The 26,722-nt window shown below is 65.4% G+C and carries 24 protein-coding genes and 1 pseudogene; 9 read left to right on the forward strand and 16 right to left on the reverse strand.

All coding sequences use genetic code 11. The annotated features are described in order from the left end of the window. Positions 1 to 2: 2 nt before the first annotated feature. From FG93_RS16030 to FG93_RS32425, 4 genes are all read right to left on the reverse strand, one after another. On the reverse strand, positions 3 to 1,283 hold the full coding sequence (locus tag FG93_RS16030) for a hypothetical protein (protein WP_043236066.1): 1,281 nt from the start codon (positions 1,281 to 1,283) through the stop codon (positions 3 to 5). Positions 1,284 to 1,452: 169 nt separating this feature from the next. Further along, positions 1,453 to 2,610, reverse strand: coding sequence for a winged helix-turn-helix domain-containing protein (locus FG93_RS16040; RefSeq protein ID WP_043236070.1), 1,158 nt, complete (start codon positions 2,608 to 2,610; stop codon positions 1,453 to 1,455). A gap of 45 nt (positions 2,611 to 2,655) precedes the next feature. After that, complete coding sequence (locus tag FG93_RS16045; RefSeq protein ID WP_043236132.1) at positions 2,656 to 3,369, reverse strand: hypothetical protein; 714 nt, start codon at positions 3,367 to 3,369, stop codon at positions 2,656 to 2,658. A 180-nt stretch (positions 3,370 to 3,549) separates the two neighbouring features. Further along, positions 3,550 to 4,524: a LysR family transcriptional regulator gene (locus FG93_RS32425; RefSeq protein WP_052513832.1), complete on the reverse strand. Its 975-nt coding sequence runs from the start codon at positions 4,522 to 4,524 to the stop codon at positions 3,550 to 3,552. Between the two features lie 97 nt (positions 4,525 to 4,621). On the opposite strand from FG93_RS32425, the gene argH reads away from it, so the two are divergent. From argH to FG93_RS16070, 4 genes are read left to right on the forward strand one after another with little or no spacing between them, the layout of a single operon-like run. Continuing rightward, complete coding sequence (gene argH / locus FG93_RS16055) at positions 4,622 to 6,037, forward strand: argininosuccinate lyase (RefSeq protein WP_043236072.1); 1,416 nt, start codon at positions 4,622 to 4,624, stop codon at positions 6,035 to 6,037. After that, positions 6,034 to 6,927 (forward strand): amino acid ABC transporter permease, encoded by an 894-nt coding sequence (locus FG93_RS16060; RefSeq protein ID WP_052513833.1) that lies wholly within the window; start codon positions 6,034 to 6,036, stop codon positions 6,925 to 6,927. The genes argH and FG93_RS16060 overlap by 4 nt, the downstream gene beginning before the upstream one ends. Beyond that, the gene (locus FG93_RS16065) at positions 6,924 to 7,703 is read left to right on the forward strand and encodes an amino acid ABC transporter ATP-binding protein (protein WP_043236074.1); all 780 of its coding nucleotides are present in this window, start codon (positions 6,924 to 6,926) and stop codon (positions 7,701 to 7,703) included. Before FG93_RS16060 ends, FG93_RS16065 begins: the two co-directional genes overlap by 4 nt. Positions 7,704 to 7,724: 21 nt before the next feature. Beyond that, positions 7,725 to 8,555 carry an ABC transporter substrate-binding protein gene (locus FG93_RS16070; RefSeq protein WP_052513834.1) on the forward strand — a complete coding sequence of 277 codons (831 nt, stop codon included), beginning with the start codon at positions 7,725 to 7,727 and terminating at the stop codon, positions 8,553 to 8,555. Between the two features lie 111 nt (positions 8,556 to 8,666). Here FG93_RS16070 and FG93_RS16075 read toward each other — a convergent pair whose 3' ends face one another. Beyond that, positions 8,667 to 9,224 (reverse strand): peptidylprolyl isomerase, encoded by a 558-nt coding sequence (locus FG93_RS16075; protein ID WP_200878114.1) that lies wholly within the window; start codon positions 9,222 to 9,224, stop codon positions 8,667 to 8,669. Positions 9,225 to 9,626: 402 nt separating this feature from the next. Here FG93_RS16075 and gspG point away from each other — a divergent pair, with 402 nt between their 5' ends. The 4 genes from gspG to FG93_RS31250 are packed head-to-tail and all read left to right on the forward strand — an operon-like array spanning position 9,627 to position 12,472. After that, a complete protein-coding gene (gspG, locus tag FG93_RS16080; RefSeq protein WP_244448631.1) occupies positions 9,627 to 10,280 on the forward strand; it encodes a type II secretion system major pseudopilin GspG in 654 nt (217 codons plus the stop codon). Next, positions 10,277 to 11,374 (forward strand): PilN domain-containing protein, encoded by a 1,098-nt coding sequence (locus FG93_RS16085; RefSeq protein ID WP_043236075.1) that lies wholly within the window; start codon positions 10,277 to 10,279, stop codon positions 11,372 to 11,374. Before gspG ends, FG93_RS16085 begins: the two co-directional genes overlap by 4 nt. Before the next feature lies 1 nt (position 11,375). Further along, a complete protein-coding gene (gene gspM, locus FG93_RS16090; RefSeq protein WP_043236077.1) occupies positions 11,376 to 11,936 on the forward strand; it encodes a type II secretion system protein GspM in 561 nt (186 codons plus the stop codon). Then, entirely contained in the window at positions 11,921 to 12,472 is a 552-nt protein-coding gene (locus FG93_RS31250) for a type II secretion system protein N (RefSeq protein WP_052513835.1), read from the forward strand. The genes gspM and FG93_RS31250 overlap by 16 nt, the downstream gene beginning before the upstream one ends. A gap of 186 nt (positions 12,473 to 12,658) precedes the next feature. Here FG93_RS31250 and FG93_RS16100 read toward each other — a convergent pair whose 3' ends face one another. From FG93_RS16100 to gspD, 10 genes are all read right to left on the reverse strand, one after another. Continuing rightward, on the reverse strand, positions 12,659 to 13,180 hold the full coding sequence (locus tag FG93_RS16100; protein ID WP_052513836.1) for an A24 family peptidase: 522 nt from the start codon (positions 13,178 to 13,180) through the stop codon (positions 12,659 to 12,661). 27 nt (positions 13,181 to 13,207) lie between these two features. After that, positions 13,208 to 14,083, reverse strand: coding sequence for a type II secretion system protein GspK (locus FG93_RS16105; RefSeq protein WP_043236079.1), 876 nt, complete (start codon positions 14,081 to 14,083; stop codon positions 13,208 to 13,210). A gap of 198 nt (positions 14,084 to 14,281) precedes the next feature. Continuing rightward, the gene (locus FG93_RS16110) at positions 14,282 to 15,253 is read right to left on the reverse strand and encodes an SCO family protein (protein WP_052513837.1); all 972 of its coding nucleotides are present in this window, start codon (positions 15,251 to 15,253) and stop codon (positions 14,282 to 14,284) included. 69 nt (positions 15,254 to 15,322) lie between these two features. After that, positions 15,323 to 17,725: a multicopper oxidase domain-containing protein gene (locus tag FG93_RS16115; protein WP_043236081.1), complete on the reverse strand. Its 2,403-nt coding sequence runs from the start codon at positions 17,723 to 17,725 to the stop codon at positions 15,323 to 15,325. A 294-nt stretch (positions 17,726 to 18,019) separates the two neighbouring features. Then, entirely contained in the window at positions 18,020 to 18,652 is a 633-nt protein-coding gene (locus FG93_RS16120; RefSeq protein WP_043236082.1) for a hypothetical protein, read from the reverse strand. Then, positions 18,649 to 19,080, reverse strand: a complete 432-nt coding sequence (locus tag FG93_RS16125; RefSeq protein ID WP_043236084.1) for a type II secretion system protein — start codon at positions 19,078 to 19,080, stop codon at positions 18,649 to 18,651. Before FG93_RS16125 ends, FG93_RS16120 begins: the two co-directional genes overlap by 4 nt. After that, the gene (locus FG93_RS16130; protein WP_043236086.1) at positions 19,061 to 19,519 is read right to left on the reverse strand and encodes a GspH/FimT family pseudopilin; all 459 of its coding nucleotides are present in this window, start codon (positions 19,517 to 19,519) and stop codon (positions 19,061 to 19,063) included. The genes FG93_RS16125 and FG93_RS16130 overlap by 20 nt, the downstream gene beginning before the upstream one ends. Then, positions 19,516 to 20,736, reverse strand: a complete 1,221-nt coding sequence (locus FG93_RS16135; protein WP_043236088.1) for a type II secretion system F family protein — start codon at positions 20,734 to 20,736, stop codon at positions 19,516 to 19,518. The genes FG93_RS16130 and FG93_RS16135 overlap by 4 nt, the downstream gene beginning before the upstream one ends. Continuing rightward, positions 20,733 to 22,487 carry a GspE/PulE family protein gene (locus FG93_RS16140; RefSeq protein ID WP_043236091.1) on the reverse strand — a complete coding sequence of 585 codons (1,755 nt, stop codon included), beginning with the start codon at positions 22,485 to 22,487 and terminating at the stop codon, positions 20,733 to 20,735. The genes FG93_RS16135 and FG93_RS16140 overlap by 4 nt, the downstream gene beginning before the upstream one ends. A gap of 51 nt (positions 22,488 to 22,538) precedes the next feature. After that, a complete protein-coding gene (gspD, locus tag FG93_RS16145) occupies positions 22,539 to 24,812 on the reverse strand; it encodes a type II secretion system secretin GspD (RefSeq protein WP_161783827.1) in 2,274 nt (757 codons plus the stop codon). A 725-nt stretch (positions 24,813 to 25,537) separates the two neighbouring features. Between gspD and FG93_RS16150 the strand changes: the two genes are divergently transcribed. After that, the gene (locus FG93_RS16150; RefSeq protein WP_052513839.1) at positions 25,538 to 26,230 is read left to right on the forward strand and encodes a response regulator transcription factor; all 693 of its coding nucleotides are present in this window, start codon (positions 25,538 to 25,540) and stop codon (positions 26,228 to 26,230) included. Between the two features lie 247 nt (positions 26,231 to 26,477). Here the strand turns inward: FG93_RS16150 and FG93_RS32900 are convergent. Continuing rightward, a pseudogene (locus FG93_RS32900) lies at positions 26,478 to 26,722 on the reverse strand (HlyD family type I secretion periplasmic adaptor subunit); the annotation flags it as partial.

Below are 26,722 nucleotides of genomic sequence, written 5' to 3' on the forward strand. Positions count from 1 at the left end.
GCTCAACCAGCGGCACCGGCCGGCTGGGCAGTCTCCGCTCCGCGCGCTGCGACGGCGCGCTCCATCACGGCAGCGAGCAGGCAGATCCGCACGGTATCGACAAGGATGCCGCCGCGGATGTCGCTCGGCCCGCCGAGCAGAAGCGCGATCGGGCTCGCCAGCGCCTGCCAGGTGGCGAGATCATGCGGACCGATCAGACGGCTCAGCCCGACCCAGCCCCAGGCGCCAAGCCAGCCGATTGCGCGATAGCCGACGATCAGCGTGAGCAGGACCGGCAGGCTGGCGCCAAAGGCCAGCCTCACGCTGTTGACGATTGGCAGATAGCGGGAGCGGTAGCCTTCGATGGAATGGGCGATGAAGTCGCGCAGGAATTTCGGCAGGGCGCCGTAGCGCGACAGCGCCGCCGTCACCCGCTCGTGACGCGCGAGCGGAACCGGCTCCTTCATGTCGTAGCCATAGATCACCGCCGCCATCAGCAGCCAGACCAGCGGCAGCAGGGCGTAGAGCAGCAGGCTCTGGGCGCTGGCGGATAAAGGCGGCTCGGCCAGTTCCACCGGCTGGATCGTCGCCGCCTGCGCCCGGCCGGTCGCTGCGAGCAGCATGTCCCGGATCATGATCAGGTAGGGCAACGGGCCGCCGGTCGCGATCCAGGCCCAGAAGGCGTCCTTCCAGCGCGTCAGCACGTAAAGGCCGATGAAGATCCAGTTGGTGTCGCACAGCACGATCACGAATTGCCAGAACGGCCCGGCGCCGCGCGTCTTCATCCACCTCGCGAAGCGCCGCACCGCCCAGAACAGCAGGATGGCGGCCACGAGCCATTGTGAATCCGGAATGTCGAGAATCACTGCCCGCTCGCCGAAGGGAGCGGATTCCAGCGCCAGGAGGGAGTATTCGCGAACCGTATCGCCGAGAAAACCCCAGGCGGCGTAATAGGCGAAGAAGGGGATGATCGCGACGGCGATCAGTGCCAGCAACCGCCGCTCGCCAGGCGATTGCAGCCTCTCCGGATCAGCAGCAGCGCCACCGGTGGCCTGCAGCGCCGCGACGGCCGGCATGTAGGCGCGCAGCGTGAGAAACATCAGCACGATGGCGATGAGCTTGACGAGCACCAGCAGCGAGAGAACGGCGAGGCCGGCAAGCCCGTTGAGGAATCCGGCCTGAACCGCAAGCGGCAGCAGCAGATCCTGGGCGATCGCTCCGCAGGCCGCGATCAGCAGCAGGACCGGCCAGCATTGCCACCAGAGGCGCCCCCACAGGCGCAGGAGGTCAAGGATGTCGCGCATGAACGATCCCGCGATGCGTCCGACGAATCTGCCGCGAGATCGTTCCGCGCAAATGCGGCATCATCCCGGCCAGATGAGCTGCCAGCGCCGATTTCAGACCTGAACCGCCCGCCAGCGCCTCCCCCTTGTGCGCACCCGGGGCATCCCGTTCCGGCCGGAGCGCACTCATTCACGTTTCGAGCTGGAAGCGCTCGAAGCGATGCAGTGCCTCCTCGATGACCGCCTTGTGCCGCTCGACAGAGCCCTCGCCGATCCAGTTCCATTGCTGGACGAGGAGTGTCCCGTTCGCGCGGTCGGCCTTGAGGTCGACCGCCGCGACGATCTCGTCGCCGACCAGCACCGGCAGGGCAAAGTACCCCATCGCCCGCTTGTCCTTCGGCACATAGGCCTCGAACAGGTGATCGTAGTCGAAGAACAGCTTCAGCCGCTTGCGCTGGATGATCAGCGGATCGAAGGGCGAGAGGATATGGACCAGTTCCGCGTCCGGCGCGGGCGTCGGTTCGAGCGTGGCCGGTTGCGCCCAGTGCTCCTGCTTTCCCGCCCCTTCGATCGTGACGGGCACGAGTGCCTTGCGACGGAGCCGCGTCTCGATCAGCTCGCGGATCGCGGGCTTGCGCGGCGCATCGAGATGGCAGACCGAATCGAGGCTGACGATGCCCTGCGAGCGCAGAGCGCGGTCGAGGAGATAGTCGAGAACCTGCTTCTCGGTGGCGGGCCGTGGCGCCCGTTCCCAGCCAAAATGCCGCTCCGGAAGCTCGTAGCTCTTCAGCATGCCGGCGCGCTCGCAGATCGTCAGCGCACCGCTGAAGAAGGCGAGCTGCAGGGCGCGCTTCGAGGGTTTGCGACTTGCCCAGGCATGATCCTTATCGACCAGCACGTCATCGTCGATGTCGCGGATCGAGAGCGCTCCGTCGCGCCGAACGAGGCCCATGACCTTGCGCAGGTCCTGCTTCGTCACCGAACTGAACCAGCTCGGAGGATTCTCGCGACGTCGCTTCATCTCGGGCAGGAAGAAGCGCAGATCCCGGGTCGGGACATAGGCCAGCGCGTGCGTCCAGTATTCGAAGACGCTCTTGTCGACGCTCTGGGCCTGGCGCAGATGCGCGCGCTGGTAGGCCGGGATGCGGGTCCACAGGATGTGATGATGGCAGCGTTCGACCACGTTGATCGTGTCGATCTGCACGTAGCCGAGATGGTCCACCGCCGCCGGCGTGGCCTCGGGGCCGTCGCCAAAGGGAGCAAGCGTGTCGAGCCGCTGGGCGCGCAGCCAGATCCGGCGGGCCTGCGACGGGCTGATCGAGAGGGGTTTCGGCGGACGTCTCGGCATGTCGGGTCTATAGCGACGCGAGGCGCGCCCTCCTGTCAGGAGCGATCATGCGCCGGCCCGCCGCGCGCGCTCGGCCTGGGCGGCACCGGGGGTGGTCGCGAGCCAGATCACATGCCTTGCGCCGCCGCGCTTGCCATTGGCGCGCGCCTTCACCTCTTCGACGGCAAGGCCGCTCTTGCGCAGGCGCTGCGTGAAGCCATGGTCGGGGCCGGACGACCAGACGGCAAGGACGCCGCCAGGACGCAGGGCCGCGCGTGCAGCGGCGAGACCCGCCATGTCGTAGAGACCGTCATTGGCCCGGCGCGTCAGCCCCTCCGGGCCGTTATCGACATCGAGCAGGATCGCATCGAACGCCGCCGGAGTGGCGCCTATCGTCCGGGCGACATCCTCCTTGCGGACAGTGACACGCGGATCGGCGAGGCAATCGCCGAAGACCGCAGCCATCGGACCACGCGCCCAGGCGACGACGGCCGGCACGAGTTCCGAGACCACGATCTGCGCGCCCGGCCCGAATGCCGCCAGCGCCGCGCGCAAGGTAAAACCCATGCCGAGTCCGCCGATCAGGATGCGCGGCTCCGGCCGGCCGGCAAGGCGCGTCGCGACCAGCGTTGCCAGCGCCTCCTCGGAACCGCTGAGGCGGCTGTTCATCAGTTCGATCGCGCCCAGCATGATCGAGAATTCCGTGCCGCGCTGCTTGAGGCGGATCTCGCCGCCACCACCCGGCATCGTCGCGGTATCGATCTGGATCCAGGGAATCACGGGTTCTCTCGGCTTGTGGTGGCAGATGCCCGCAACAGCATAGCAGCGCTGGCCGCGCAATTCCCGCTCCGTGGAATCGCCGCGTTCAGGCCGGCCTCCAACCAATACCCGTTGCCCGGAGAGCGGCTGACGGGCTTCCTGCAGCACTCATCTCGCAGGCCGCGGCGGAGGCAGCCCGCCTTACGAAGCACGGCCTCGCCGCCCCTGCCGGACCGCGGGAGCAGCGCTGACCGCGACGGCCGCCACATCATTGGCCGCCTTGGCCAGCGTCGCGGCCTCGAAGATCGCCGCCTCCTCGCGCAACCAGGCGACAAGCGCCTCGAAACCCGGCCGGTGCTCGGTGTTCGGGCTGAAGGTGAGCCAGCAGCCGGTTGCGCTCTCGAAGCCGAGACCGAGCGGATTGATCAGGGCGCCGGAAGCCAGTTCCTCCGCCACGTAGCAGCGTGGCGCGAGCGCGACGCCGAGCCCCGCCATCGCCGAATAGTAGCCGTAGCGCACGGTATGGGCGGGGACGGCGCCACGCAGGCCATGCGTCTCGGTGAATTCGGCCCAGAAGGTCGGCATCTGGAAATGCTGGAGCAGGGTCATCTTCTGGATATCGGCCGCACGCTGGAAGCCGCCCATCCGCTCGATCAACGAGGGGGCGGCAACGAGGGCGACCTGGCGTCCGAAGAGATAATGCGACTCGCGCCCGGGCAGAGGCCCGCTCTGGTGGCCGATGTCGATATCGGGCTCCTCCGTCTCCTCCTCGCTGACGAAATTGGTGAACTGCACGTCGATCTCGGGATGGGCCTGGGCGAAGACCGGAAAGCGCTCCATCAACCAGCGTTCCCCGGCGATGGCGATCATGTGGAGACGGATCGGACGCCCCTGGGCGGCGCGTTCGCTCAGGCGGCGCGCGCCGCGTTCCATCTGCTCGATCGCAGCCTCGGCGTAAGGGTTATAGATGGAGCCTGCTTCGGTCAGCTTGAGCCCCTGCGGCGTGCGCTCGAACAGCGTCGTCCCCAGATGCTCCTCGAGCGCCTGAATCTGCTTGGAGACGGCGCTCTGCGTCAGGTTGACCGCGACGGACGCCTTCGCGGTCGAGCCAAGCCGCGCAACCGCGAGGAAAATCCTGAGTCCCGTCGTCGATGGCGGGAGGCGATTGCCGGCCACAACAGCTATTCCTTTTTGGACTACCCGCCGGAGATCGTTTCGTTTGCTGGCTGCCCGGTCAAGAGGCAGTCTTTGCAAAAGATCAAAGGGGAGAGCGATGAACCAGACGACACGCCTGTGGGGCGGCCGCTTCCGCAAGCAGCCGGATCCGCGGCTGATGCGGCTTTCCAGTGCCGCCAGCGCCCATGCCCGTCTCGCCCCCCAGGACATCGCCGGCGGCAAGGCCCATGCCGCGGAATTGCTGCGGGCAGGACTGCTCACCGCCGCCGAAATGGAGGCGATCATTGTCGCCCTCGAAGCCATCTCCCAGGAGGTCCAGGCCGGCACCTTGTGTCCGAGCGCCGATGACGAGGATGTCCACACGTTCATCGAGCGCGTGCTGATCGCCCGGATCGGGGACACCGGAGCCAAGCTCCGTGCCGGCCGCTCGCGCAACGACCAGGCCGCCAACAACCTGAAGCTCTATCTGCGCGAGCAGGTTCGCCTGATCGGCGCCATGCTGGCCGAACTGCTCGACGCCATCGCGGCCCAGTCGGAAACCCACGTCGCCTCGATCTGCCCGGGGTTCACGCATCTGCAGAGTGCCCAGCCCGTGACATTCGGCCACTGGCTGATGGCGCATGGCCAGGTGCTCGCCCGCGACGCCTCGCGCCTGCAGGATTGGGAGCGCCGGTCCGGGCAGTCTCCGCTCGGCGCGGCAGCACTTGCCGGCTCGGCGATCGCGTTGACGCCCGAACTCAGCGCCGAGGCGCTGGGCTATGACGCGCCTTGCGAAAATTCGGTCGATGCCGTCGGCGCACGCGACCATGTCGCGGAATTCCTGTTCGTCGCCGCCATGCTCGCGACCAATCTGTCGCGGCTGGCCGAGGAGGTCACGCTCTGGACCTCGCGCCAGTTCGGCTGGATCACGCTCGACGACGCCTTCGCCACGGGCTCGTCGATCATGCCGCAGAAGAAGAACCCGGATATCGCCGAGATCTCGCGCGGCCGGGCGGCGCGGCTGACCGGCGATCTTGTCGCCATGCTCGGCGCGCTCAAGGGCCTGCCGCTCGCCTATAACCGCGACCTCGCCGAGGACAAGCGCGCCGCGTTCGATGCCGTCGACGTGCTGGGCGAGGTGCTGCCGGCTTTCGCGGGGCTGATCGCCAGCATGGAAGCGCATCCGCAGGTGATGCGGGCGCAGGCCGGCACCGGGTTCGCGCTGGCGACCGAGGTCGCCGACTATCTCGCGCGCAAGGGGGTTCCCTTTGCCGAAGCTCACGAGATCACCGGCACGCTGGTCCGCTACTGCGAGGAAATGGGGCGCGATCTCGAACAACTCGAGCCGATCGAGCTGCGCGCCATTGATCCGCGCCTCGGTGAGGATGTAAGGGCCTGTCTCACCCTTGATGCCGCGGTGGCCGCCCGCAGCGGCTTTGGCGGCACCGCGCCAGCGCGCGTCGCCGAGCAGATCACCCGGTTCCGCAGCTGGCTGGCGGATTTTGACGTTTGGACCCGCGGAGCGCAGCGATGACCAGCGCAGTCGGAATTGGAATAGGGCGTGACCTCGCCGGGATCGCCGGGCTGAAGCTCGTGCCGCGCCGCTATTACGGGCGCTGGGTCGCTGCGGCGCTGATCATCCTGGTGCTGGCCTGGGTGATGAAGGCCTTCGCCGAAGGCCAGATCGACTGGAAGATCGTCGGGCAGTTCTTCACCGCGCCGGCGATTCTGAGCGGCCTCGTCAACACGATCATCATGACGGCCTGCGCCATGGCGCTCGGCATCGCGCTCGGCGTCATCTTCGCCATCATGTACATGTCGCCGAACCCGGTGCTGCGCGGCGTCGCGCTGTTCTACATCTGGTTCTTCCGCGGCACGCCGCTGCTGCTGCAGCTCCTGCTCTGGTTCAACCTCGCGCTGGTCTTCCCGACGGTCGGCATCCCCGGCCTGGTCGAGTGGCGCACCATCGACGTCATCGGCCCCTTCATGGCGACCTTGCTCGGGCTCGGCATGAACCAGGGCGCCTACACGGCCGAGGTGGTGCGTGGCGGCATTCTCTCCGTCGATGTCGGGCAGACCGAGGCCGCCAAGTCGATCGGCATGACACGGCTGACGACGCTCAGGCGGATCGTGCTGCCGCAGGCGATGCGCGTCATCATCCCGCCGGTCGGCAACGAGGTGATCAGCATGGTCAAGCTGACCTCGATCGCCAGCGTGATCCAGTTCTCCGAAATCCTGCGCAACGCGCAGACGATCTACTACGCCAATGCCCGCGTCATCGAGCTCCTGATCGTCGCCGCCGGCTGGTACCTGATCGTCGTCACGCTGCTGCAGACCGGCCAGTTCTTCCTGGAGCGCTACTTCTCCAAGGGCCGCGGGGACCGCCGTGCCAAGCCGCAGATCGTCGAGGAGGCCGGAGCATGAACGCCTCCCCCGCAAACGCCATCGTCGCCGCCGCCAATGTCACCAAGCGCTTCGGCGACCTGCGCGCGCTGAACAATGTCTCGCTGACCATCGCGCCCGGCACCGTACAGTGCATTATCGGGCCGTCCGGCTCCGGCAAGAGCACCCTGCTGCGCTGCATCAACCAGCTCGAAAAGATCGATCAGGGCGCGATCTGGGTCGATGGCCAGCTGATCGGCTATCGCATCAAGGGCGATGAATTGCATGAACTGAGCGACGCCGAGATCGCGCGCCAGCGCCTCTCGACCGGCATGGTCTTCCAGCGCTTCAACCTGTTCAACCACATGACGGTGCTCGAGAACATCATCGAGGGCCCGGTCACGGTGTTGAAGCGGCCACGCCAGGAAGCGATCGCCGAGGCCGAGAAGCTGCTCGCCCGCGTCGGTCTCTCCGAGAAGCGCAACGCCTACCCAATCGAGCTCTCCGGCGGCCAGCAGCAGCGCATCGCGATCGCCCGGGCGCTGGCGATGAAGCCGAAGCTGATGCTGTTCGACGAGCCGACCTCGGCGCTCGACCCCGAGCTCGTCGGCGAGGTGCTCGCCGTGATGCGCGATCTCGCCGCCAGCGGCATGACGATGATCGTGGTCACGCATGAGCTCGGCTTCGCCCGCGAGGTCGCAACCGACGTCGTCTTCATGGACAAGGGCGAGATCGTCGAGCGCGGCCCGCCCAATGCCGTTCTGGTGGCGCCGCAACAGGCCCGCACCCGCGACTTCATCGCCGCCGTTCTGAAATAATCGGTCAAAAAGGAGAACCCGATGCTTCGTTTCACCCTGGCAGCGACGCTGCTCGCCGCCACCGCGCTGACCGCCCAGGCCCAGGCCCTGCCGGAGCGCATCAAGACCGCCGGCAAGATCATCATCGCGACCCAGCCGAACTACGCGCCGATCGTCTACAAGGACCCGGCCACCAACACGATGACCGGCTTCGACTACGATCTCGGCGAGGCCATCGCCAAGGAACTCGGGGTCAAGGCCGAGTGGCAGGAGACCGCCTTCGCCCAGATGCTGCCTTCGCTGCATACCGGGCGCGTCGACATGGTCATGGCCGGCATGAGCGACCTGCCGGCCCGTCGCGAGACCGCCGACTTCATCGACTACATGGTCTCGGGCGCCCAGTTCTACACCGTCACCGCGCTTGCCGGCTCGATCAAGGCGCCTGAGGACCTCTGCGGCAAGAGCGTCGGCGCCAGCCGCTCGACCAACTGGCCCCGCCAGATCGGCGAGTGGAGCGAGGCCAATTGCGTCGCCAAGGGCAAGCCGGCGATCAACGTCGTCGGCACCGAGGGTTCGGTCGATGCGCGCACGCAGCTCAAGACGCAGCGCCTGCAGGGCGGCGTCCAGGGCAGCGAGACGATGAGCCACAACCAGAAGCTCGAACCCAACACCTATGTGCCGCTCGGCGCGCCCTTCACCCGTTCGCTGACCGGCATCCCGTTCCCGAAGACCGCCGAGGGCACGCAGTTGCGCGATGCCGTCAAGGGTGCGCTCGACCGCCTCCAGGCGAACGGCACCTATGACGCGCTGATCGCCAAATACGGCCTGCCGAGCAATGTGCTGAAGCCAATCGTGATGAACCAGGGCGAATAAGCGCCTTCAGCCCTTGTCCAGCGCCTGCGTGGTCAGGCCGGACAGCAGTCCACGATCGCCCCGCGAACCCTGTTCGCGGGGCGATCTGCTTTTGCGGGGCCGTGCCGCGTTTCAGGCCAGTTCGCGGCGCCGCGCGCGCAGGATCCGGATGGGCTTCTCGAGATATTCGACCAACTCGGCCTGCGCGAAAATCCGCTGAATCGTGTCGCGGCCCGCGATCACCTTGCCGAAGGCCGCAAAGCCCGCCCTGTCCGGGTTGCGGCCGCCGCCTTCATCCAGTTCGGGCTGGTCGCCGACGCAGATGAAGAAGCCATGGCCGCCCGTGCCGGGCGCGAGCCGCGCCAGCGACAGCGTGCCGTCGAGATGGCGCAGCCCGGTCACCGACGTCGGCTCATGCGGGACCGGCGGAAGGGGCGGCTCGCGCTTGTCAGCGGGCGCCGGCCAGCCCCATTGGATGACCTCGATCTTGTGTTCGGTCGCGGGCGGCTGGTTGGCCAGCGTCACGATCCGATAGACCGTCGCATTGTCGAGGAGTCCGCCATCGACATAGGCGAGGAAATTCCGGGCGGTCAGCGGCGCACGCGCCTCGTCGATGGCGAGGAGAAACGCGCCCTCCTGCGTCTCGACGTCAACCTGTACGAGCGCGCCATGGGCCATCTGCCCAACCATTGCTTCCTGTCCCCTCTGAACCCGGATCGGCCTGCGTGGGCGCGGCCGAACGACTCGTTCGAGGCGCCAGTATCGCGCAGCTGCCTGCCTGCCGGAACCATCGCCCTCCGCCCGTTTGGGCACGCGAATTCATCCGACGTTTCGAGGTGGCTGGCAGGCCGCTCATCAGACCAAGGTCCGTTCCAAAGCGCTGGCGAGAGGGGATATAATCGGGAACCACGGAAGGGAGCGCTCGACGTGATACGGCGCCTGTTCCTCGAGCATCGAATAGCCTCCGCCGGGCCTGGTCCCAGCGCGTCGAGGCGCTTCCCCGGCCCGTGCGCCAGGCTGGTCGTCGTGGCGGCATTCCCGCCCTAGGCGCCCTCCGGCCTGGCTTCGACTGCGGGGGATGGCGTGACCAAGATGACAGACAGCATGCGTGCCACCATGCTCGCCAGCGCAGCAAAGCTGCGGCCTGGCTGGGTACCGGGATCGCAATCGGCAAGCACGCCGGCGGCGACGGTTCCGATTGCGGGACGAGGAGACCATCAGGCGCCTCATCGCCTCAAGCCCCCGACTTCAGCAGGCGTGCCGCACCAGCCGTCGCAGGGAATGGTCGCGGCCGCCCGCCATCAGCACAAGGGGCGCAGCCAGGCCGGCTTCACGCTTGTCGAAGTGCTCGTCGTCCTCAGCATCATCGGCCTGGTCGTTGGACTGATCGGCCCGCGCGTCGTGGGCTATCTCACCGATGCCAAGATCTCGACTGCGCGCATCCAGGCCACGACGCTCTCGAACGCGGTGGAATTGTTCTTCATCGATAACGGCCGCTACCCGCTGGAACAGGAGGGTCTCCAGGCGCTGGTCGCCGCGCCGTCGAATCTGCGAACCTGGAACGGCCCCTATCTCAAGGGCTCGGCTGTTCCGCGCGACCCCTGGGGCCGGCCCTATGGCTATGCCGTTCAGAATGATGGCCGCGGCTTCGTGATCACCATTGCCGGCAATGACCGGCAGGGCGGAGCCGAGGACAGCCTGGCGCAACGGCAGCTTTCCTCGACGCGTGGAAACGTGACCCGATGACCGGCTCCCGTCGTCTGAGTTCCGGAATTGCCTCCATCGCGGAATTCTGGGCCAAGGAGTTCCGGGCATCGCTTCCTGATACGCTCCGCAGATGGGCCAAGCCCGACCGCCTCCTGCGGCTCGTCATCCGCCCCGCCGAGGACCATGTCACCATCACGCTCTTCGCCCCGGACGGCAGGGAATTGTTCGCCGAGCGCGCGAACTGGGCGGACTACAGTCGCAGCGTCCTCAACCGTTGCAAGGAGCAGGCGGCCTCCTTCGCCCCCAGCAGCCGAATCCGGCTCGTGCTGTCGGCTCCCCAGGCCATCGCCCAGTCGCTCGTCATCCCGCGGCGCGCCCAGGCACGGGCCGAGGACATCGTGCGGGAGAATATCGCCCGGAAAACGCCACTGAAGCCGGACGAGGTCTTTGTCGGCTATGATCTGAGGGGAGCGGCTGCCGGCAAGCTCGAACTGCGCTATCTCCTGCTCCCGCGCGCGGGGCTCGATCAGACCCTGGCGCGCCTGGCTGTCGCTCCTTCCGACATCGCAGTGCTGGAGGGCCCTGCCTTCGAAGGCCTGCCCCCGGTGTCCGTCCCGTTTGCGCAGAAGCCACACGCACCGTCTCCCTGGTTCAAGAGGATTGCCGTCGCACTCCTTTTGCTCACGGTGCTCGGAGCGGTGACCGGCTATCTCGCCCTCGCCTGGCGCCAGGCACAGCTCCTGAAGAGCATGGAAGCGCAGATTGCCGAGATCTCGGGGCCCGCCCGGCAGTCGACGGAAAGCCTCAGATCCGTCTTTGGGCTGGCCGACGACGTCTCGCGGCTGACCGCGCTGCGAAGCACACCCGGCATCGTCCAGGTCTGGGACGAACTCTCGCGGATCCTTCCCGATTCGACCTTCCTGACGGAACTTGAGATCTCCGGCGCCAATCTGCGCGCGACCGGCTATTCCGATGCGGCTCCGGCCCTGATCAAGCTGCTGGAGGAATCGCCGATCCTGCACAATGCCGCCCTGGCCGGCCCGTTGGTCTTCGACCGCGCCACGGGCAAGGAGAACTTCTCGCTCCGCGTCACCCTGCGGAAGGCCCGTCTCCCAGCTGAGGAGGGCAAGTGAGATGTGGCGACAGATCAAGAGCTGGACCCGTTTCACCGCCTTCGTCGCCGCGAACGGATTGATCCTGGCGGGGATCTACCTCTTCCTGATCGATCCCGCGCTCCAGATCCTGAGGGACCAGGAAACCCAGATCACGCAGAACGCCGTCATGATCGAGCATCTTGATTCGGCTGTCGCGCGCAGGCAATCGCTGTCCGCGTTGCGCCCCGAGGATGTCGACGGAGCCAGGCGGCGCTTTCTCCAGGGCGATACCGAGAGCCTTTCGACCGCCGACTTGCTGACCCGGCTTCGCGAGGTCGCCGATCAGCACGCCGTGAGCTTCAACTCGGTCGCAACCTTGCCGGCGCGCAACTGGTCCGGCCATCGCATGATCGGGGCGAGGGTCGAGTTCACCGCGCCGACGCCGCGCGTGGCCGAAGTCCTGTCGAGCCTCGAAGACGGGCCTTCGTTTCTTTTCATCCGGAACGCAAAACTGACAGCGCCGAGCGAGGCAGAGGCCAGCGACAACGGACTGAGCGTCACGATCGAGATCTATGGAGTGACGCGATGGTCAAAGGGCTGAGCGTAGGCAGGACTGGTCTCGCCAAGGCCGCGGGCTTCGCTGGCCTCGCCGCCATGGCGGCCATTGCCGTGAGTTTCGCGTCGCGAAGCCTGTCAGGCCCGATCGAGCCCCCGCCCGCTTCCGCGGTAACGAAGGCCGCATCGATCACGAGCGATGCGCTCGCTCCGCCGGCGGAGGCGCCGCGCTATCGGCCCGGCATGTTGACCGCGAGGCCGCTGTTCTCACCCAGCAGGCGACCGCCGGCGAGCGTCGTCGCCAGGGCCCCCGTGCCCGAGCCGGTCGCAAGCCCGGTCGAGGAACCACCGCCGAGCTATCTGATCGGTGGGGTCGTCGTCTCGTCCGGCCTGAGCAAGGCGCTGCTGCGCCGACAGCTGCGCGAGGCCGGACGATGGTTCAGCCTGGGCGAAACGACCGATGAGGGTTGGGTCGTCGCATCGATCAATCCGGACAGGGTGACGCTGGCCCGTGGAGGCCGGCAGGTGGCGCTGCCTCTCCATGCCCGCACGCAGGGCCAGTCGGCGGCGATGACGCGCTGAGCTCACTGTCTTGATTGCATTGGCATTCCTGAAAGCCGCACTCCACGTCTCGGGCCGATGAACTGACGTTCAGTGTGCGCATCGGCTTTCCCGAAAACCGCAATCCACTTTTCGGGCCGATGCTCTGACCTTCAGTATTCGCATCGGCTTTCCCGAAAACCGCAATCCACTTTTCGGGCCGATGCTTTAGCCGCCGTGAAACCGCCATAGCCAGGCATCAATGATCTCGGCAATCGATGCCCCGGTCAGGATTGCGAAACCGGCGACCGACACGACGCCCACCCCCAGAAACGGGCCGAAGGGCAAGGGATGCCGGGCGTCGAAGCTGGAATCGAGGAGGCGGCGCGCCAGCAGGTAAAGCAGGGCCGACAGCGAAGCCAGGACAAGGGCAAAGGCGAGGCCTTCCATGCCGGTCCAGGTCCCTGCCGCGGCTGCGAACTTGACGTCACCGAGCCCGAGACCGTCATAGCCGCGATAGGCCCGAAAGGCCCTTTGCACGAGCCAGAGACCGCCACCTCCGAGCACAGCTCCGGCGAGCGCCGAGAGCGGGCCGGTGACGCCGAGAAGGAAGGATGCCGCAATCCCGGATGCGAAGATCGCCAGGTTGACCGGATCTGGAATGATCATCGACCGCAGATCGACCGCGGCCGCGTAGCAGGTCAGCCCGACGAGAACCGTCAGCGCTGCAAGGTGAGCAAGATCCGGCATCGGCCCAGCCCCTTTACGGACGGTGCTTCAGCATGGCGGCAACCGCCCGCCAGCGTCGGCGTCCGAACGCGGCAATCCTTCACGCCATTCGCGAATGCGATAGCCCGTTGGCAGGTCCTGCGAGATTTCCACGACGGCGTCGCGCGCGAAGCGCACTCCGGTACCGGCCAGCGCCTCGCTCCCGATCAGGAAGGCCCTGCCTGCGGTTTCAGTGATATAGAGGGCCGGCAGGTCCCGTCGTGCCACCTCCCGCGACAAGGCGGCGCCACCTGGCGCCAGGGCCACGAGCAATTGCTGGGGGGCGACGGCAGGGTCGAACCCGGTGCTGCCGGAGTTGACGGTCACCAGGGGGAGCAGCGCCCGAAACAGATCGCGCCCCACACCGGGGATCTGATCGAGCTCGAACACGGATTTGAGCGCCCGCACCGAAGAAGAGCCCCCGGATGCCGTGCTGCCCGTGTCCTGCGAGAGCTCGCGCAACCCCTTGATGTTCCGCACGATCAAGGCTGCGGCCTCGCCGTCCGCACTCACACCGCGGATGAGCGCGTCGACCAGTTCCATATTTGCGGTGTTGAGATCGACCTTGCCGCCCTCGTCCGCGACGGAAATCGCCACTGTCCAGCCGTCGCCCAAAGTGCAGCCCACCTGCGTCCCGTCAGCTCCGAAGCGGCCACTGCGAGCCCGCCCCTGCGAACTGCCGGAGAGAAGATCGAGGATCGCGATCTTGATCCCGATATTCGCCATCGCCTCGGCGCGGGCATGCTGCGACAGGCTCGCGGCCTCGATGGCGCGATAGCGCGCCGCCGCGATGTAGGTCATGAACAGCAGGCCGAGGATCCCGGTCGCCCAGATCACGACGAGCAGCGCAAAACCGCTGTCCCTGCGGCTTTCCGCGCGATCCACTGCCCTCGGATCTCCCGCAGGCCGGCTATGGGGATAGCGGCCCGGCCGTGCTCTCATCATCTGCCGCCCGAATCCAAGGCAAGGACCCAGGGACTGTGGCGCTGCCCTCTGGAAATGTCATTCCCAAAGCGAGAACGATGACTGCCCGCCATCGGCAGGCAGTCATCGGCAGGCAGTCTTGGGGACGCGAGATGCAGGTCAGTGACGATGCCCCGCATGGGGGTCTTTCTTGTTGGCCGCAGCGACATAGGACATGGCGTCGATATAGGCGATCAGATCCGCCGCATCATTCTTCGACAGGCCGAGAGTTGGCATGCGGATCTTGTAGGCTCCCGACAGCTCGAGCGCGATCGGGTCCTTCTTCGCCCGCATCTGATCGGGCTCCATGAGGTAGTTCACGATCCAGTCGCGATCCCGCCGCGCGGTGAGCGCCTGAAGATCGGGGCCGACGCGCTTGCCGCTGCCGATGGTGTGGCATGCGGCACATGCCTTGATGAACAGGGCCTGGCCGGGCAATCCGGTCGAGGTCGCCGCGATCGGGCGTTCGCCGCGCCCAACTGCACCATCTGCCGCAGCGGTCTCGGGACTCCCCATCTGATTGCGCCAGACGGGATCCATGGCCTTGATCGTCATGGCCAGCGTATTGAGGTCGCTAAAGGCTGAATCCTTTGCCCACTCGCCGGTCGCGTCATTGCCCAGCATGATATCGCTGCGATGTTCGAACACCTTTCGGCTTCGCTCACCAAGCTTGTGCCGGAGCACGGTGATATCGGCGGAATTGCCGGTCAGGAAGACCCAGCCCGGCCCCGTCTGAAATACCTCCGCATAGTTCTTGAGCTTGTCGGGGGTGTCGACTTCCGGCTCGATGCTGATCGAGACGAAGAAGATGCGGCTGCCCACGAGATCGCCGAGCTTGTCCTTGACCTGCGCCAGGCGCGCCGTCATCACCGGGCAGATATCCCTGCAGGTCGTGTAGATGAAGCTGATGACGACGATCTTGTCCTTGATCACGTCATCGTAGAACTGCAGCGTCTTGCCGTCCTGCGTGATGACCGGGACGTTGGGCAGGTATCCTGCGCCCCAGGGCGAGCCGCCAGGGGCCGCAATGCTGCCGCCGACACTTCCAAACAGTGCAATCATGGCGCTGATCGCAAAAAGTCGTCTCAGCATGAACAGTCCCCTCATAGCAACGAATGCGATCTCGACTTCGGCAGAGGCCGTCGGGGTGGTGACTCCCCCTCAGGTCTTGGAAGCAACTTTCAGAGATCTCGGATCGCCCTCCGGCAGAATTTCGGGCTGCTTCCAGGTCACGCCATTGGGTGTCGGGATCGGCGTCATCGTCGGCACATATTGCGGCTGCCCCTTATAGTTGGGGTCACCGGGCGGCGGAGTGAGCAGCTCGTAGCGCAGCAGCATCGCGAAATCCTCGTGAACCGTGTTGTGGCAATGGTTCACATAGGCGCCGCCGAATTCGCCGAAGCGCACCTGGAACTTCACCTTGCCCGAGGGCCGCAGGCGCCAGACATCCTTGCGCACCAGCCGCTCCGTCGCCGGAATGGAGAGGCTTCCCCGGTCCATGGTGATGCCTTCCTCGAAATGGAGGTGGATGGGATGGTCCCAGCCGCCGCCGCCATTGACGAGCGTCCAGTGCTCGACCTCGCCCGGCTTTGGAATGAGCACGGAGATACGATTGGCGTTGAGCGTGTGCGCCGCCTGACCATTGACCTTGATGCTCCACGGGAAGGCCGTGATGTCTCCGCATTCGGGTATGCACTGTCCGTCCGCCCCGCGTGAATCGCCACTTCCCGACCGGCCGAACTCGATCACCCGCTCGCGAACGGGTGCGACGATCGGGATCTGGGTGGTCAGCGTCTTGACCCCGGATTTCCAGTCGGGATCGGCGAAATTGGCGCTGCGATCGGCATCGAGCGGATTGCTGGCGTTATAGACCTTGCCGGGATTGTCGACGCTCTGGACCTGGCTCACGATTCTGAACTCAAGAATCGGGCCGACGCAGGGGTCCTCATCCCGGCCCTTGAAGGCCTTGTCCATCGAGACGGCGCCCTTGGGTTTGCGCCCGTCCGTCTGCTCCAGCAGATTCACGAGATAGACGCTGTCTCCAGGCGCGAAGGCCGCGAAATCGACGACGATGTCGTAGCGCTCCGCAACGCCCTGCTCGTCCAGCTCGGTGAGCAGAATCGGGTTGACCACCAGATTTCCGTCATTGGCGATGAAGTAGAATGGCACCTTCGTGCCTTGCGAAAACCGAGCGCTCTTGTTCACGCCCAGCGCGAGCTTCACGAAGCGCGACATGGACGCATTCAGGAAGCGGAAGCGATAGCGTCGCGGCAGCACCTCGAAATGCGGATAATAGGTGCCGTTGACGCAGAGCATGTCGCCGAGGAAGCCGTCGGTGTCGAAGATGTCGAAACGGCACTGGCCATCGGCATCGAAGGCCGGGTTCGAAATGACCATGTTGACGTCGAAATCGACATTGCCCCATTTCAATTGCGATCCGCTCGGGAGCCGCAGGTTGATGCCGTCGTTGAGATCCTCACGGCCCCTGTCGGGCCCGCTGTAGAAATTGCAGACCGCGAACAAACCCTTGTGAACGTTCTCCGCCGTGAAGAAGAAGCGGTGATCGTGAAACCAGAGACTGCCCTGGATTTCCCGAAAGTCCCCGGGAACGGGGACAAGACCATCGCCGTCATCGGGGCCGGAGCACTTGCGGACATAATCGCGGTCGCCCGTCGGCCAGAGGCTCGGCATGTCGCGCCGGGCCATGGTTATTCCCCAGTGGTAGTCATAGAAGGTCCCGGGGAAGTGGAAGGCGTTGCAGGCGCCATCGCTCTCCGCGCCGTTATGGGCGTTATGGAAATGGATCGAGACCTCGTTCCGGCCAAAACCGCCATTGGCCGCCCGGTCGACCGGCAGATCATTGTACATGCGGGTCAGGACCGGCTCGCCATAGCGCGCCTTGATCAGGATCGGCATGCCAAGACCGTTGCGCGTGCCGGCGACATTGCCCGCTTGTCCGGGCTGCCGCGGGCCAAAGCTCCACATCGCGTTCGGGTTCTGGTCAGGCATGGCGTCGCAGAACTTGTTGCCCGGCCGGGCCTGCCCCAGCGACAGCAGATAGCCCTTCTTCGGATAGAGTTCCTCCCAGCGCTGATGCGCGAAGAACTCGCCCGGCGGTCGTCCTTCGAACGGCCCGAATCCGGTCACCGGGTTGCGAAATGCCGCCCCCCCAGAGTTGCTGAAATCGGTGTGATAGGAGAGGTTCCTGGCCGGCAGTTCCTGACCTCCCCCAGCGAACTGCCATGCCGCATCGCCATTCGGCATGCGCAGAAGCGGGACCGGCTTCTGGACTTCGGCCCGCCGCATCGCGTCGTGAAATTTGGCAGCACCGAACGTGGGGCTACGTGGCGCCCCGGTCGGCACCTGGGCATAAGCGCTCTTGGCGAAGGGGCTGAGCCCGTTCTTCGCGATCAGCAGCCCGCCAGCGGTGAAATAGCCCCAGCGCAGCAGGTCGCGTTTGGTGATCTGCCCCACCGAAAGAGCCTTGACGATCTCGAGCCGGTTTTCCAGAGCGCGCTCAGCTTCCCTCAACCGGATGCCAGTGGTCCCGCGTGGAAGATACACGACCGCCTCCTCCCCGAGCTGAAAGCCTGCAAGATATCGGGAGGATTCTAGTTTTCGGGCGGAAGCAACTGAAGGGGCAAAGGTCGGCCCGCGCATGGAACCAAAGTCCGTGACCTTGGTCGTACGACTCTCTCATCCTGCCTAGAAATTATTGCGGCGGGACGGCTCTACGGAATGGTCAAGTCGCCGAGCCAGATCGAAGCACGAGCGGAAAGCCATAATCAAATTCATAAAATTGCGAGAATGATAGATTTACATTTAAATTACTTTCTTAAAAGCAAGAATACGATTCGATCACTCTGTAAAAATACGAAAGCTTAACTCAAAATCCTCCAATTTACGCTCCACAATAACGCTGATATGTAGACTGACGAGACTTGGCAGCCGCTCGGAATTTCTCCATTCATCATGCCAACGCCCCGGAGCTCCCTCCTCCAACGAGCCGAAATAACTGAATGTCGCCGAAGCGACGCCGCGCGCCAGAACCTCTCCCGCGTTCTGGACCGGCAACGCGGCAGCGCCGATCGATAGGAGCGACGAGCCGAAGACAAGCGCGCCGTTGCCCCGCGTCCCGGTGTTCTCGCTCGCAATCGTGATCGCAAGTATTCCGCCAGCCTGCGCGTCTCCGTTGCTCAAGGTGACGAAAGACACCCTGTCGGCGAGACCTTCGAACATCACGAGCGGCCGCTCTGTCGCACGCGGCTGAACGAGCGGCAGCGCGCCAGCCAGCCAGCCGGACATTGCCGCAGTCCCGACGGCGATCTCGGCGCCGCGGTCGCGCAGACGCCCCGCCTCCGCGACCCTGCTCGCAAAGCTCAGCGTCAGCGCAAAGAGCCCCAGCGTCAGGGAGAGCAGGATCAGCCCGACCAGGACTTCGAGAAGGACGAAGCCACCGGTCCGGCCGCCGGACTGCGAGCCTCTCGTCATGGCCCGGACCTCGGTGCGATCTCGAGGGACGACAGGGTCAGCGAGCGGCTGCCGTTGCTGGCGGGATCCGAGACTGTGACGTCGACCCACAGGCTCTCGGCCTGCCGGCTCTCGCCCAGTCTGACCGAGCCGTAGCTGCGCACGACCGCACGCCATTCATAGCCATTGTCGAATCTCGCGGCCGTCGTTCCCGGCCTCAAGGGGAAGTCCTGCCCGGCCGACGCCAGCTTGCTCCTGGCGAGCAGCGTCGCGAAAGTGAGGAAGCTGGCCTGTCGGTCGCCGCGCATCGCAACGGCAAAGGCTGTCAGGAGCGAAGCCAGGACGACCACCAGGATCGCAAAAGCGACCAGGAACTCGAGCAGCGTATAGCCCGCCTGGGCGTTGTCGCTTGCGCCCTCGCGCCTGGCGTTATTGCTCGAGCGTGACATTGCCGGTGGCCCAACTGACCCGCACGCGTGCGGCAACCTGGCTCAGCTGCAAATGGATGTCGCCGCCGGTCGAACGCCCGCTCGGCAGGAAGCGGATACCGCCGACACTGGCGGAGCGGCGCTCGGCCTCGGCCAGCGCCATGTCGATGCTGGTACGGGGCGCCATCTGCGTTTCACCGATCACGGGCGAGCCATAGGTGCGCCTGTCCGCATCGATCAGGAAGAGCATGTCCCGGCTTTGCGCCATGGCGGCGGCGCGCGTGACCCGGAGCGCGGCCGCCAGGCGGGTCGCGTCGGCCGTCACCTGTGCCTGCGACGGGGTGCGCCTGAGCAGCGGCGCAGCCATGGTCAGGGCAAGGCTCAGGATGGCGATGCAAATCAGCACCTCGATGAGCGTGAAGCCCGCATTGGCGGGGATGGCGCGCCCTGCGCGGGTCATCGCAATGCCAGTTCATTGATCGAGAGCACCGCTCCCATCACCGAGAAGATGATGACGGCGATCATGCCCGCAACGAATATCGTGATGACCGGGGTCAGCGCCGCGAGCGCGCGGGCGGTCCGGACCTGCTCCTGGCGCTCGAGGATCACGGCCGCGCGCAGCAGCATGTCCTGCAGGCGCCCGCTCTCCTCGCCGACCGTGATCATCTGCTGCGCCACCGAAGGCAGCGCCTCGGCTGCCGAGACCGCGTCGCCGATGCTGACGCCGGCCCGGACATCCGTGACGGCCCGGTCAAGCCGTTCGCGCGTGTGCTGGTTCCTGACCAGGGGACAGGAGGCCTGGAGCGCCTGCAGCGGCGGGACACCGGCCTTGACCAGGGTGGCGAGCGTGCGCGTGAAACGCCCCGCCTCACGGAGTTCCGCTATGCGCCCGATGACGGGTACGGACAAATAGAGCCGGTCCAGCTTGATCCGAAGCACAGTATTCCGCCGGGCCACGGTGATGCCCAACCCCGCGATGACGAGCGTCGCAGCGGCAAGGCCCAGGATCCACGCCCCGTTCTGCCGAACGGCTTCCATGGCGGCGAGAACGGTGGGCAGCGGCATGCCGTTCTCCAGGAAGAGTGGCGTGACCGCCGGGACCAGCAGTCCGAGAACGATCGAGATCGACACCGCAGCAAGGCAGACCAGGAGGGCCGGATAGGCCATCGCGGAGCGAATCCGGCTTCTGATCTCGACCCGTCGATCGAGCAGCTCGGCCAGTTCCTGCATCGCGCCGCCGAGATCGGCGCCGACATCGCCCGCCTGAACGATGCGGATGTATTCGTGCCGAAAGCGACCAGGCATTCCCTCCATGATTTCGGCGAGCGTCGAGCCCTGCTGAACCCCCTCCATCAGTTGCAGCGCAAGCGCCCGCATCCGCGGCTCTTCCGTCGTCGTCGAGGCGATGCGCAGGACGGTATCGAGGGGCAGGCCAGCCTGCAGGAGCACCGCAAGATCGCGGGCCAGGCGTGCAAGCTGGGCGTCGCTTATCCGCCGCGAGCCGCGCTCCAGGCTGATCTCGCGGAACAGGAAATCCCCTCCCCCCGAGGCCCGGACCTCATAGGGGGTGACACCGCGAGCGCGAATGATGTCGCGGGCCTCGTCGCTCGACGCGGCTTCGACATCATCCTCGATGAGGTTGCCCGCCCCATCGAATGCCTCGAAGTGGAACCTCATGGCTGCTCCACCGTCAGCGCGGTCGTCACGCGCAGCACTTCCTCGACGGTCGTCAGGCCCCGCCAGGCCTTGGCGACGCCGTCCTCATACATCGATCCCCCGCCCGTCCTGCGCGCCATGCGCTCGATCTCGACCGCGGGCAGGCGCTGCAGGATCGCCCGCTGCACGCTATCGTCAACGACCAGCAGCTCCGCGATCGACAACTGGCCGCGGAACCCGCTGAAGCCGCATTTCTCGCAACCATGGGGCCGTAGCAGCTTCGGCGGGCCGAGTTCGCGAAGTGCCGGAACCGTTTCGGTCAGTTGCTCCGCGATTTCGTGGGCGACCTCATGCGGCTCTGCACAGGAGGTGCACAAGCGCCGCACCAGCCGCTGGGCCATGATCCCACGCAAGGTCGAGCCGAGCAGGAAATGCTCGATCCCCATGTCGATCAGGCGCGTCACCGTCTCGGCGGCGCTGTTCGTATGCAAGGTCGAGAACACGAGATGGCCGGTCAGCGAGGCCTGCACGGCGATCCGGGCGGTCTCCGTGTCACGGATCTCGCCGATCATGATCATGTTGGGGTGGTGCCGCAGGATGGCCCGTAGGCAGGCCGGGAAATCGAGGTTGATGGTCTGCTGGACCTGCACCTGGCTGATGCCCGCGAGCTGATACTCGATCGGGTCCTCCACGGTGAAGATCTTCACCGTCGGGCGATTGACGTGCTTCAACATGGTGTAGAGCGTCGTCGTCTTGCCGCTGCCGGTCGGGCCCGTGAGGAGGATGATGCCGTTCGGCTGCTCCATGACCCGGTGCAGCACCGCGATCTGCGCCGGCTCGAAGCCGAGGCTCGAGAAATCGAGCTTCACCCGGCTGCGATCGAGCACGCGCATCGTCACCGTCTCACCATCGATGGTGGGGATGGTCGCGACGCGGAAATCGATGTCATTGCCGCGGATCGCGAGCTTGATGCGCCCGTCCTGCGGCAGGCGGCGCTCGGCGATATCGAGCCTCGCCAGGATCTTGATGCGCGAGATGACAGCCGCCCGCAGCCGCGCAGGCACCTCCTCGGTGACGCGCAGCATCCCGTCGATCCGGTACCGGACGGAGAGCCCATTCCCGATCGGCTCGACATAGATATCCGAGGCGCGGGCATCGACCGCGGCGGAAATGATCTGGTTGACGAGCCGGATCACCGGCGCCTCGCTGGCGCTGTCGCGCAGCCGCTGCAGGTCGTGTTCGCTGGGGTCCTCGCCCGCCTGCACGGGCGTCGCCAGTGCTTCGGCAGAACTCATCTCGCCATAAAGCACCGCGGCGAGGCGCTCGAACTCGGCAAGCGTGATGACCTCATGGCGGATCGCGTGGTCGACGACGAAGCGCACAGAATCCAGCGGCATCTGGTCAAGCGGATCGACGACGGCGAGCGTCAGCGTGCCCGCCTCCAGCCGGATCGGCAGGATCCGGTTCTGGATCACGAAGGAAGGCGGCAGCTTCTCGGTGAGAAGCGGCTGCAGGCTCTCGTCACCTGGCGCATAGAGCGGGAGCCCGAGATAGCGTGCGAGGCTAAGCGCGAGATCCGCCTCGGACATGATGCCGAGCTTGGCCAGAACGAGGTCGAAGCGATCCCCGGCGGTCGCGGCGGCGCGTTGCGCGCGGCCTATCGATGTCGCATCCAGGAGGCCCTGCGACAGCAGGAATGCCCCGAATTTCTCCGAGAACGATCGGCTATGCGGATCGTTGTCTGCCAGTGCGGTTCGCGCGTACTCGGTCATGCTCCCTCCATGGGAAGCCCAGTGCCGGAGATCGCCCAGATGATCTCCGTATCATCGTAGCACGCGCTTCGCGTTCTGGATCACGACCCGACCGGGATTGCGGGTCGGGGCAAAGGCCTCGACCTTGCGCCGGTATTCGTCGGTAACCGCCTTCGCCTCGTTCAGGTCCCGCACGACGCGCGGCGTCAGCATGATGACGAGCTCGGTCTTTTCGACCAGATCCTGCTTGTCCTTGAAGGCATTGCCGAACAGCGGGATGTCGCCAAGGACCGGCACCTGCGTCGCCACCCGCGATGTCCTGTCCTGGATCAGGCCGCCCAGCGTGATGCCCTCGCCATCGTTCACGACGACGGTGGTGCGCACCCGCCGGCGCCCGAATGTGGGCGAATCGATGCCGGAGGTGGTGGTTCTCTGCACGGTCGAGACCTCCTGCTCGATATCGAGCAGGACACGGCCGGACTCGTTGATCCGCGGCGTGATGTTGAGAATCACGCCCGTGTCCTTGTAGGCGACCGAGTTCACGACCGGGGCTCCGGGCGTCAGCACGCTCACCGCCGACTGGGTCGTGATCGGCACCTGGTCGCCGATCTGCAGGGTCGCGGTCTTCTTGTCGACGACCATCAGGCTCGGTGAAGCGAGCACGTTGACCCGCCCGACCTCGGCGAGCGCATTGATCGTAACATTGGCCTGGGCTGCCCTGAAAACGTAGGAGAAGCCCGGGAACGCGGCGCCAATGGCCCCGTCGATCGCGTTGGTGAAGGTTGCCGACTGATTGCCACGCTGGTTCTGCAAGAACCAGCGGACGCCGAATTTGAGGTCGTCGTTCAGCGTCACCTCGGCGATCGTCGCCTCGATCAGGACCTGATTGGGAACGATGTCGAGATTGGCGATGACCCGGGCCACCCGCTTGTAGTCTTCCTGGGAGGCGAGGATCAGGAGCGCATTCTGCGCCGGGTCGGCCACGACCTTGATCCGCGGCTCGCCGCCCGGTCCACCCGCGCCGAACCCCGTCGCGGCCGTTTCGGCAGCAGCACCATTCTCCTGCCCTCCCGTGGCCAGGGTCGAACCACCAATGGGCAGGCCCGAGAACATGTCGAAGCTGCGGCGCGGCGCGCTGCCCCCGAAGGCGGCCGCGAACCGGTCACCGCCCGCGCCGCCGCCCGAGAATCCAGTGGCCTGGGCCAGTTGGCCCGGCACGCCCGCGGCATCCGGCTCGGAGCTGCGCACCCTTTGCCCGCCGCGCCGGCCTGCATCGCCGCCGCCGGTAACCTCGCTGGCGAAGATCGAGTTCAAGACCTCCACGAGTTCCTTGGCCTGCCGGTTGCGGAGCACATAGCTGTGGATTTCCCGCTGCGGTCCGGCCGCCTGGTCATCGAGGCGGCGAACCCATTGCTGGGCCTCGCGCAGATATTGCGGCTGCCTCGCCATGATCAGGATGGATTTGAGCTTCGCATTGGGAACCAGCTGGACCATGCCGCTCATCGCGCCTTCCGCATTCGATGCGAAGATGCGGTTGACCCCATCGACGATGGCATCCGGTTCGCCGCCGCGGACCGGGACGAGCGCAAACGACATGCCCTTCATCGCGTTGACGTCGAAGACCGAAATGGCCTCCTCGATGGATGTCATCTCCTGCGCTGTGCCCGAGATCAGCAACGCATTGCGGGACGTGTCGACCCGCACCACCCCGCCGAACGATACGATCGGCTCGAGGATGCGCTTCATTTCCGTCGCCGCGATGTACCTCATCGGCACCACCTTGACCGAGTTCCCGATCTGCTGGCCGCCGCCATCCGAACCACCGAGCCTCGCCCCCATCGCCGCCTGATCGGCCGTCACCACCCGATAGATGTTGCCGTTCTGAACGATCGCGGCGCCGACAGTCCGCAGGGACGCCTCGAACAGTTCAGCGATGCCCGCACTGTCGACCGGCCGGGTCGTCTGAATCGTAATCCGGCCCTCGATCTTCGGATCGACGGTGAAGCTGGCATTGAAGATGTCGCCCAATACGGCCTTTGCACCTTCGGTGACCGAGGCATCGACGAGATTCAGCGTATAGGTCTGGCCGCCGGATTCTCGCCTGACAGCACTCGGCATCCGCGACTGGTCGGGATTGCCCGTGAACTCTCCACCGGAAAAGACCTTGCTGGCTTGCGCCGGCCCGGCGCCGCTCGGGTCCGGCAGGCTCGCATAGGGTCCGAAGGGGCGCTTCTTGCCGTCATCGTCGATCGACCGCGTCGAGTGCGTGGCATTGATCTGCTTCTCGAAGGAGACGATTCCGGATTCCTGGCAGGCGCTCAGCAGCAGCGCCCCAAGCAAAGCCAATGCAATGCAACTGCGGCTTTTCGAGAGGAGCGGCTTCCTGCCATCTACGGATGTACGAGCCATATCCCGCCAACTACTGACACATGAGGTAGGCAACGCTTTGCTGGTACGCCCGTGGAGTTTGGCGAACGATTCGTTCAATTCCAATTAAATTCGACCGGGCGCGATCTTATTCCTTGGATAATCAGCGTTTGCGCGACAGCGTCCCGAGCCGTATTCATGGGCTCTTCGACCAGTATCCGTGCCTGGAGCACGCACCGGCCGCGTGAAAACAAATAGGAGACAGTAACCGAGAATCCACAATCGAAACGACATCCGGACGAAACCTCGGCCTGCCGGCGTATCGGGAACGTCAGTAGCCGGACGGAGCCTACAGGCGCCTCGGGGCTCGAATCGACGCCCTCCGGGCAGAAACGCCGCTTCGTGAGACGCATGTCATGTGGTATTCTGGAAGTGCGCCAACTCCCCGCAGACAGGCGTGTGCTGGCCATGCAGATGGGCGCGTGCTGGGCCAGGTTGCGGAGCCAACTCCATGAGAGGGCCTGCTTTTTCGGCAATATTCCAAGCAACAAGACGGCGCGAAATTCAGCCCTTCCATCCTTCAATCATTCGAACGATCACGCGCGGAGATACCTATTGGAGCGACACAAATCCAGATAAGACTCTTGAGATTCAAATATTGATATAATGAAAATTGATTTCTCCGCAGCGTCAGGAGAACATCAATGGTCGAATACACGATATCCATCGTCGATAACCACCCTCTTCTTCTGGAGGGTGTCGCTGCACTCGTCAGGCGCAAGCCCGGCCTGAGGTTGAGTGCGATGGGCTCCACGGTCGGGCACATCCGCTCCATCACCGCCAATCATCGTCCTGATGCGATGATCCTCGACTTCAATATGCCCGGGGATGCCCTTCGCGCGATTCTGGCTGTTCTCTCGGACTCCCCGGCAACGAAGATCCTGGTCTTCACCGCCTCGACGGATACCGAACTCGCCATCGAGCTTCTCGATGCCGGTGTCAGCGGCTTCGTACTGAAATCAAGCTCGACGGATGAACTGTGTACGGCGATCGATGCGATCCGCCGTGGCGAGGTGTTCATTTCCCCCTCATTCGCAGCCAGGATCATTGGCGCCCTGAACCACAAACCCTGCAACAAGCGACCGACGCCAGCTCCGAGCTTCAGTGCACGGGAAAATCAGATCGTCAGGCTGCTTTCCAGCGGCAAGCGAAACCGGGAGATCGCTAACGCCCTGTCGCTGAGCGAAAAGACCGTGAAGGGCTATATGACGCTGCTGATGCAAAAGCTGCACGCACGCAATCGGCTGGAAGCCGTCATTGCGGTTCAGGGTCTCAGCCAGGCTGCCGCACTGCGTGGTGACATCGAGAATGATGGCCTGCCCAGGATGTCTGGTTAGATCGTCGGACCGGAAATCGTACCCGGTCCGACGATCCAACCCTTTGTGTTTGCGTCGGCTTTGCCCCGAAAACCGCAATCCACTTTTCGGGCCGATGCCTTAGAAACGGGCCTGGCGAGGCGCCGTCGCCGCGATGGGATCCTGGTGGCGGAGCCATGTTTTGGCCTCTCACATGTGCGGGCGCCTTGTTCACGGACCGCGCCCGCCTGAAGCGATGCCTCGGACAGCCCTCTGTATCCTCTCTGCTTCAGCGTTCCTTGAAGATCCTGCTGGCGTGGTCTGCGAATGGCTTTGTCAGGAATGAGAGTGCGGTTCGCTCTTCGGTGGTGATGAAGACCTCGACGGGCATGCCGGGCTGGAGCTTGCGGTCACCGAGGGCGGCGACGAGATCGCCGTCGATCTGGATTTCGCCGGTGTAGAAATTGGCGCCGGTGGTGGGGTCGCGGGTGGTCGCCGGGGAGAGATGGCTGACGGTGCCCGGCAGCTCCGGGG

Origin of the sequence: Allobosea sp. LC85, assembly GCF_000735605.1 — a bacterium.
Lineage (GTDB): Bacteria > Pseudomonadota > Alphaproteobacteria > Rhizobiales > Beijerinckiaceae > Allobosea.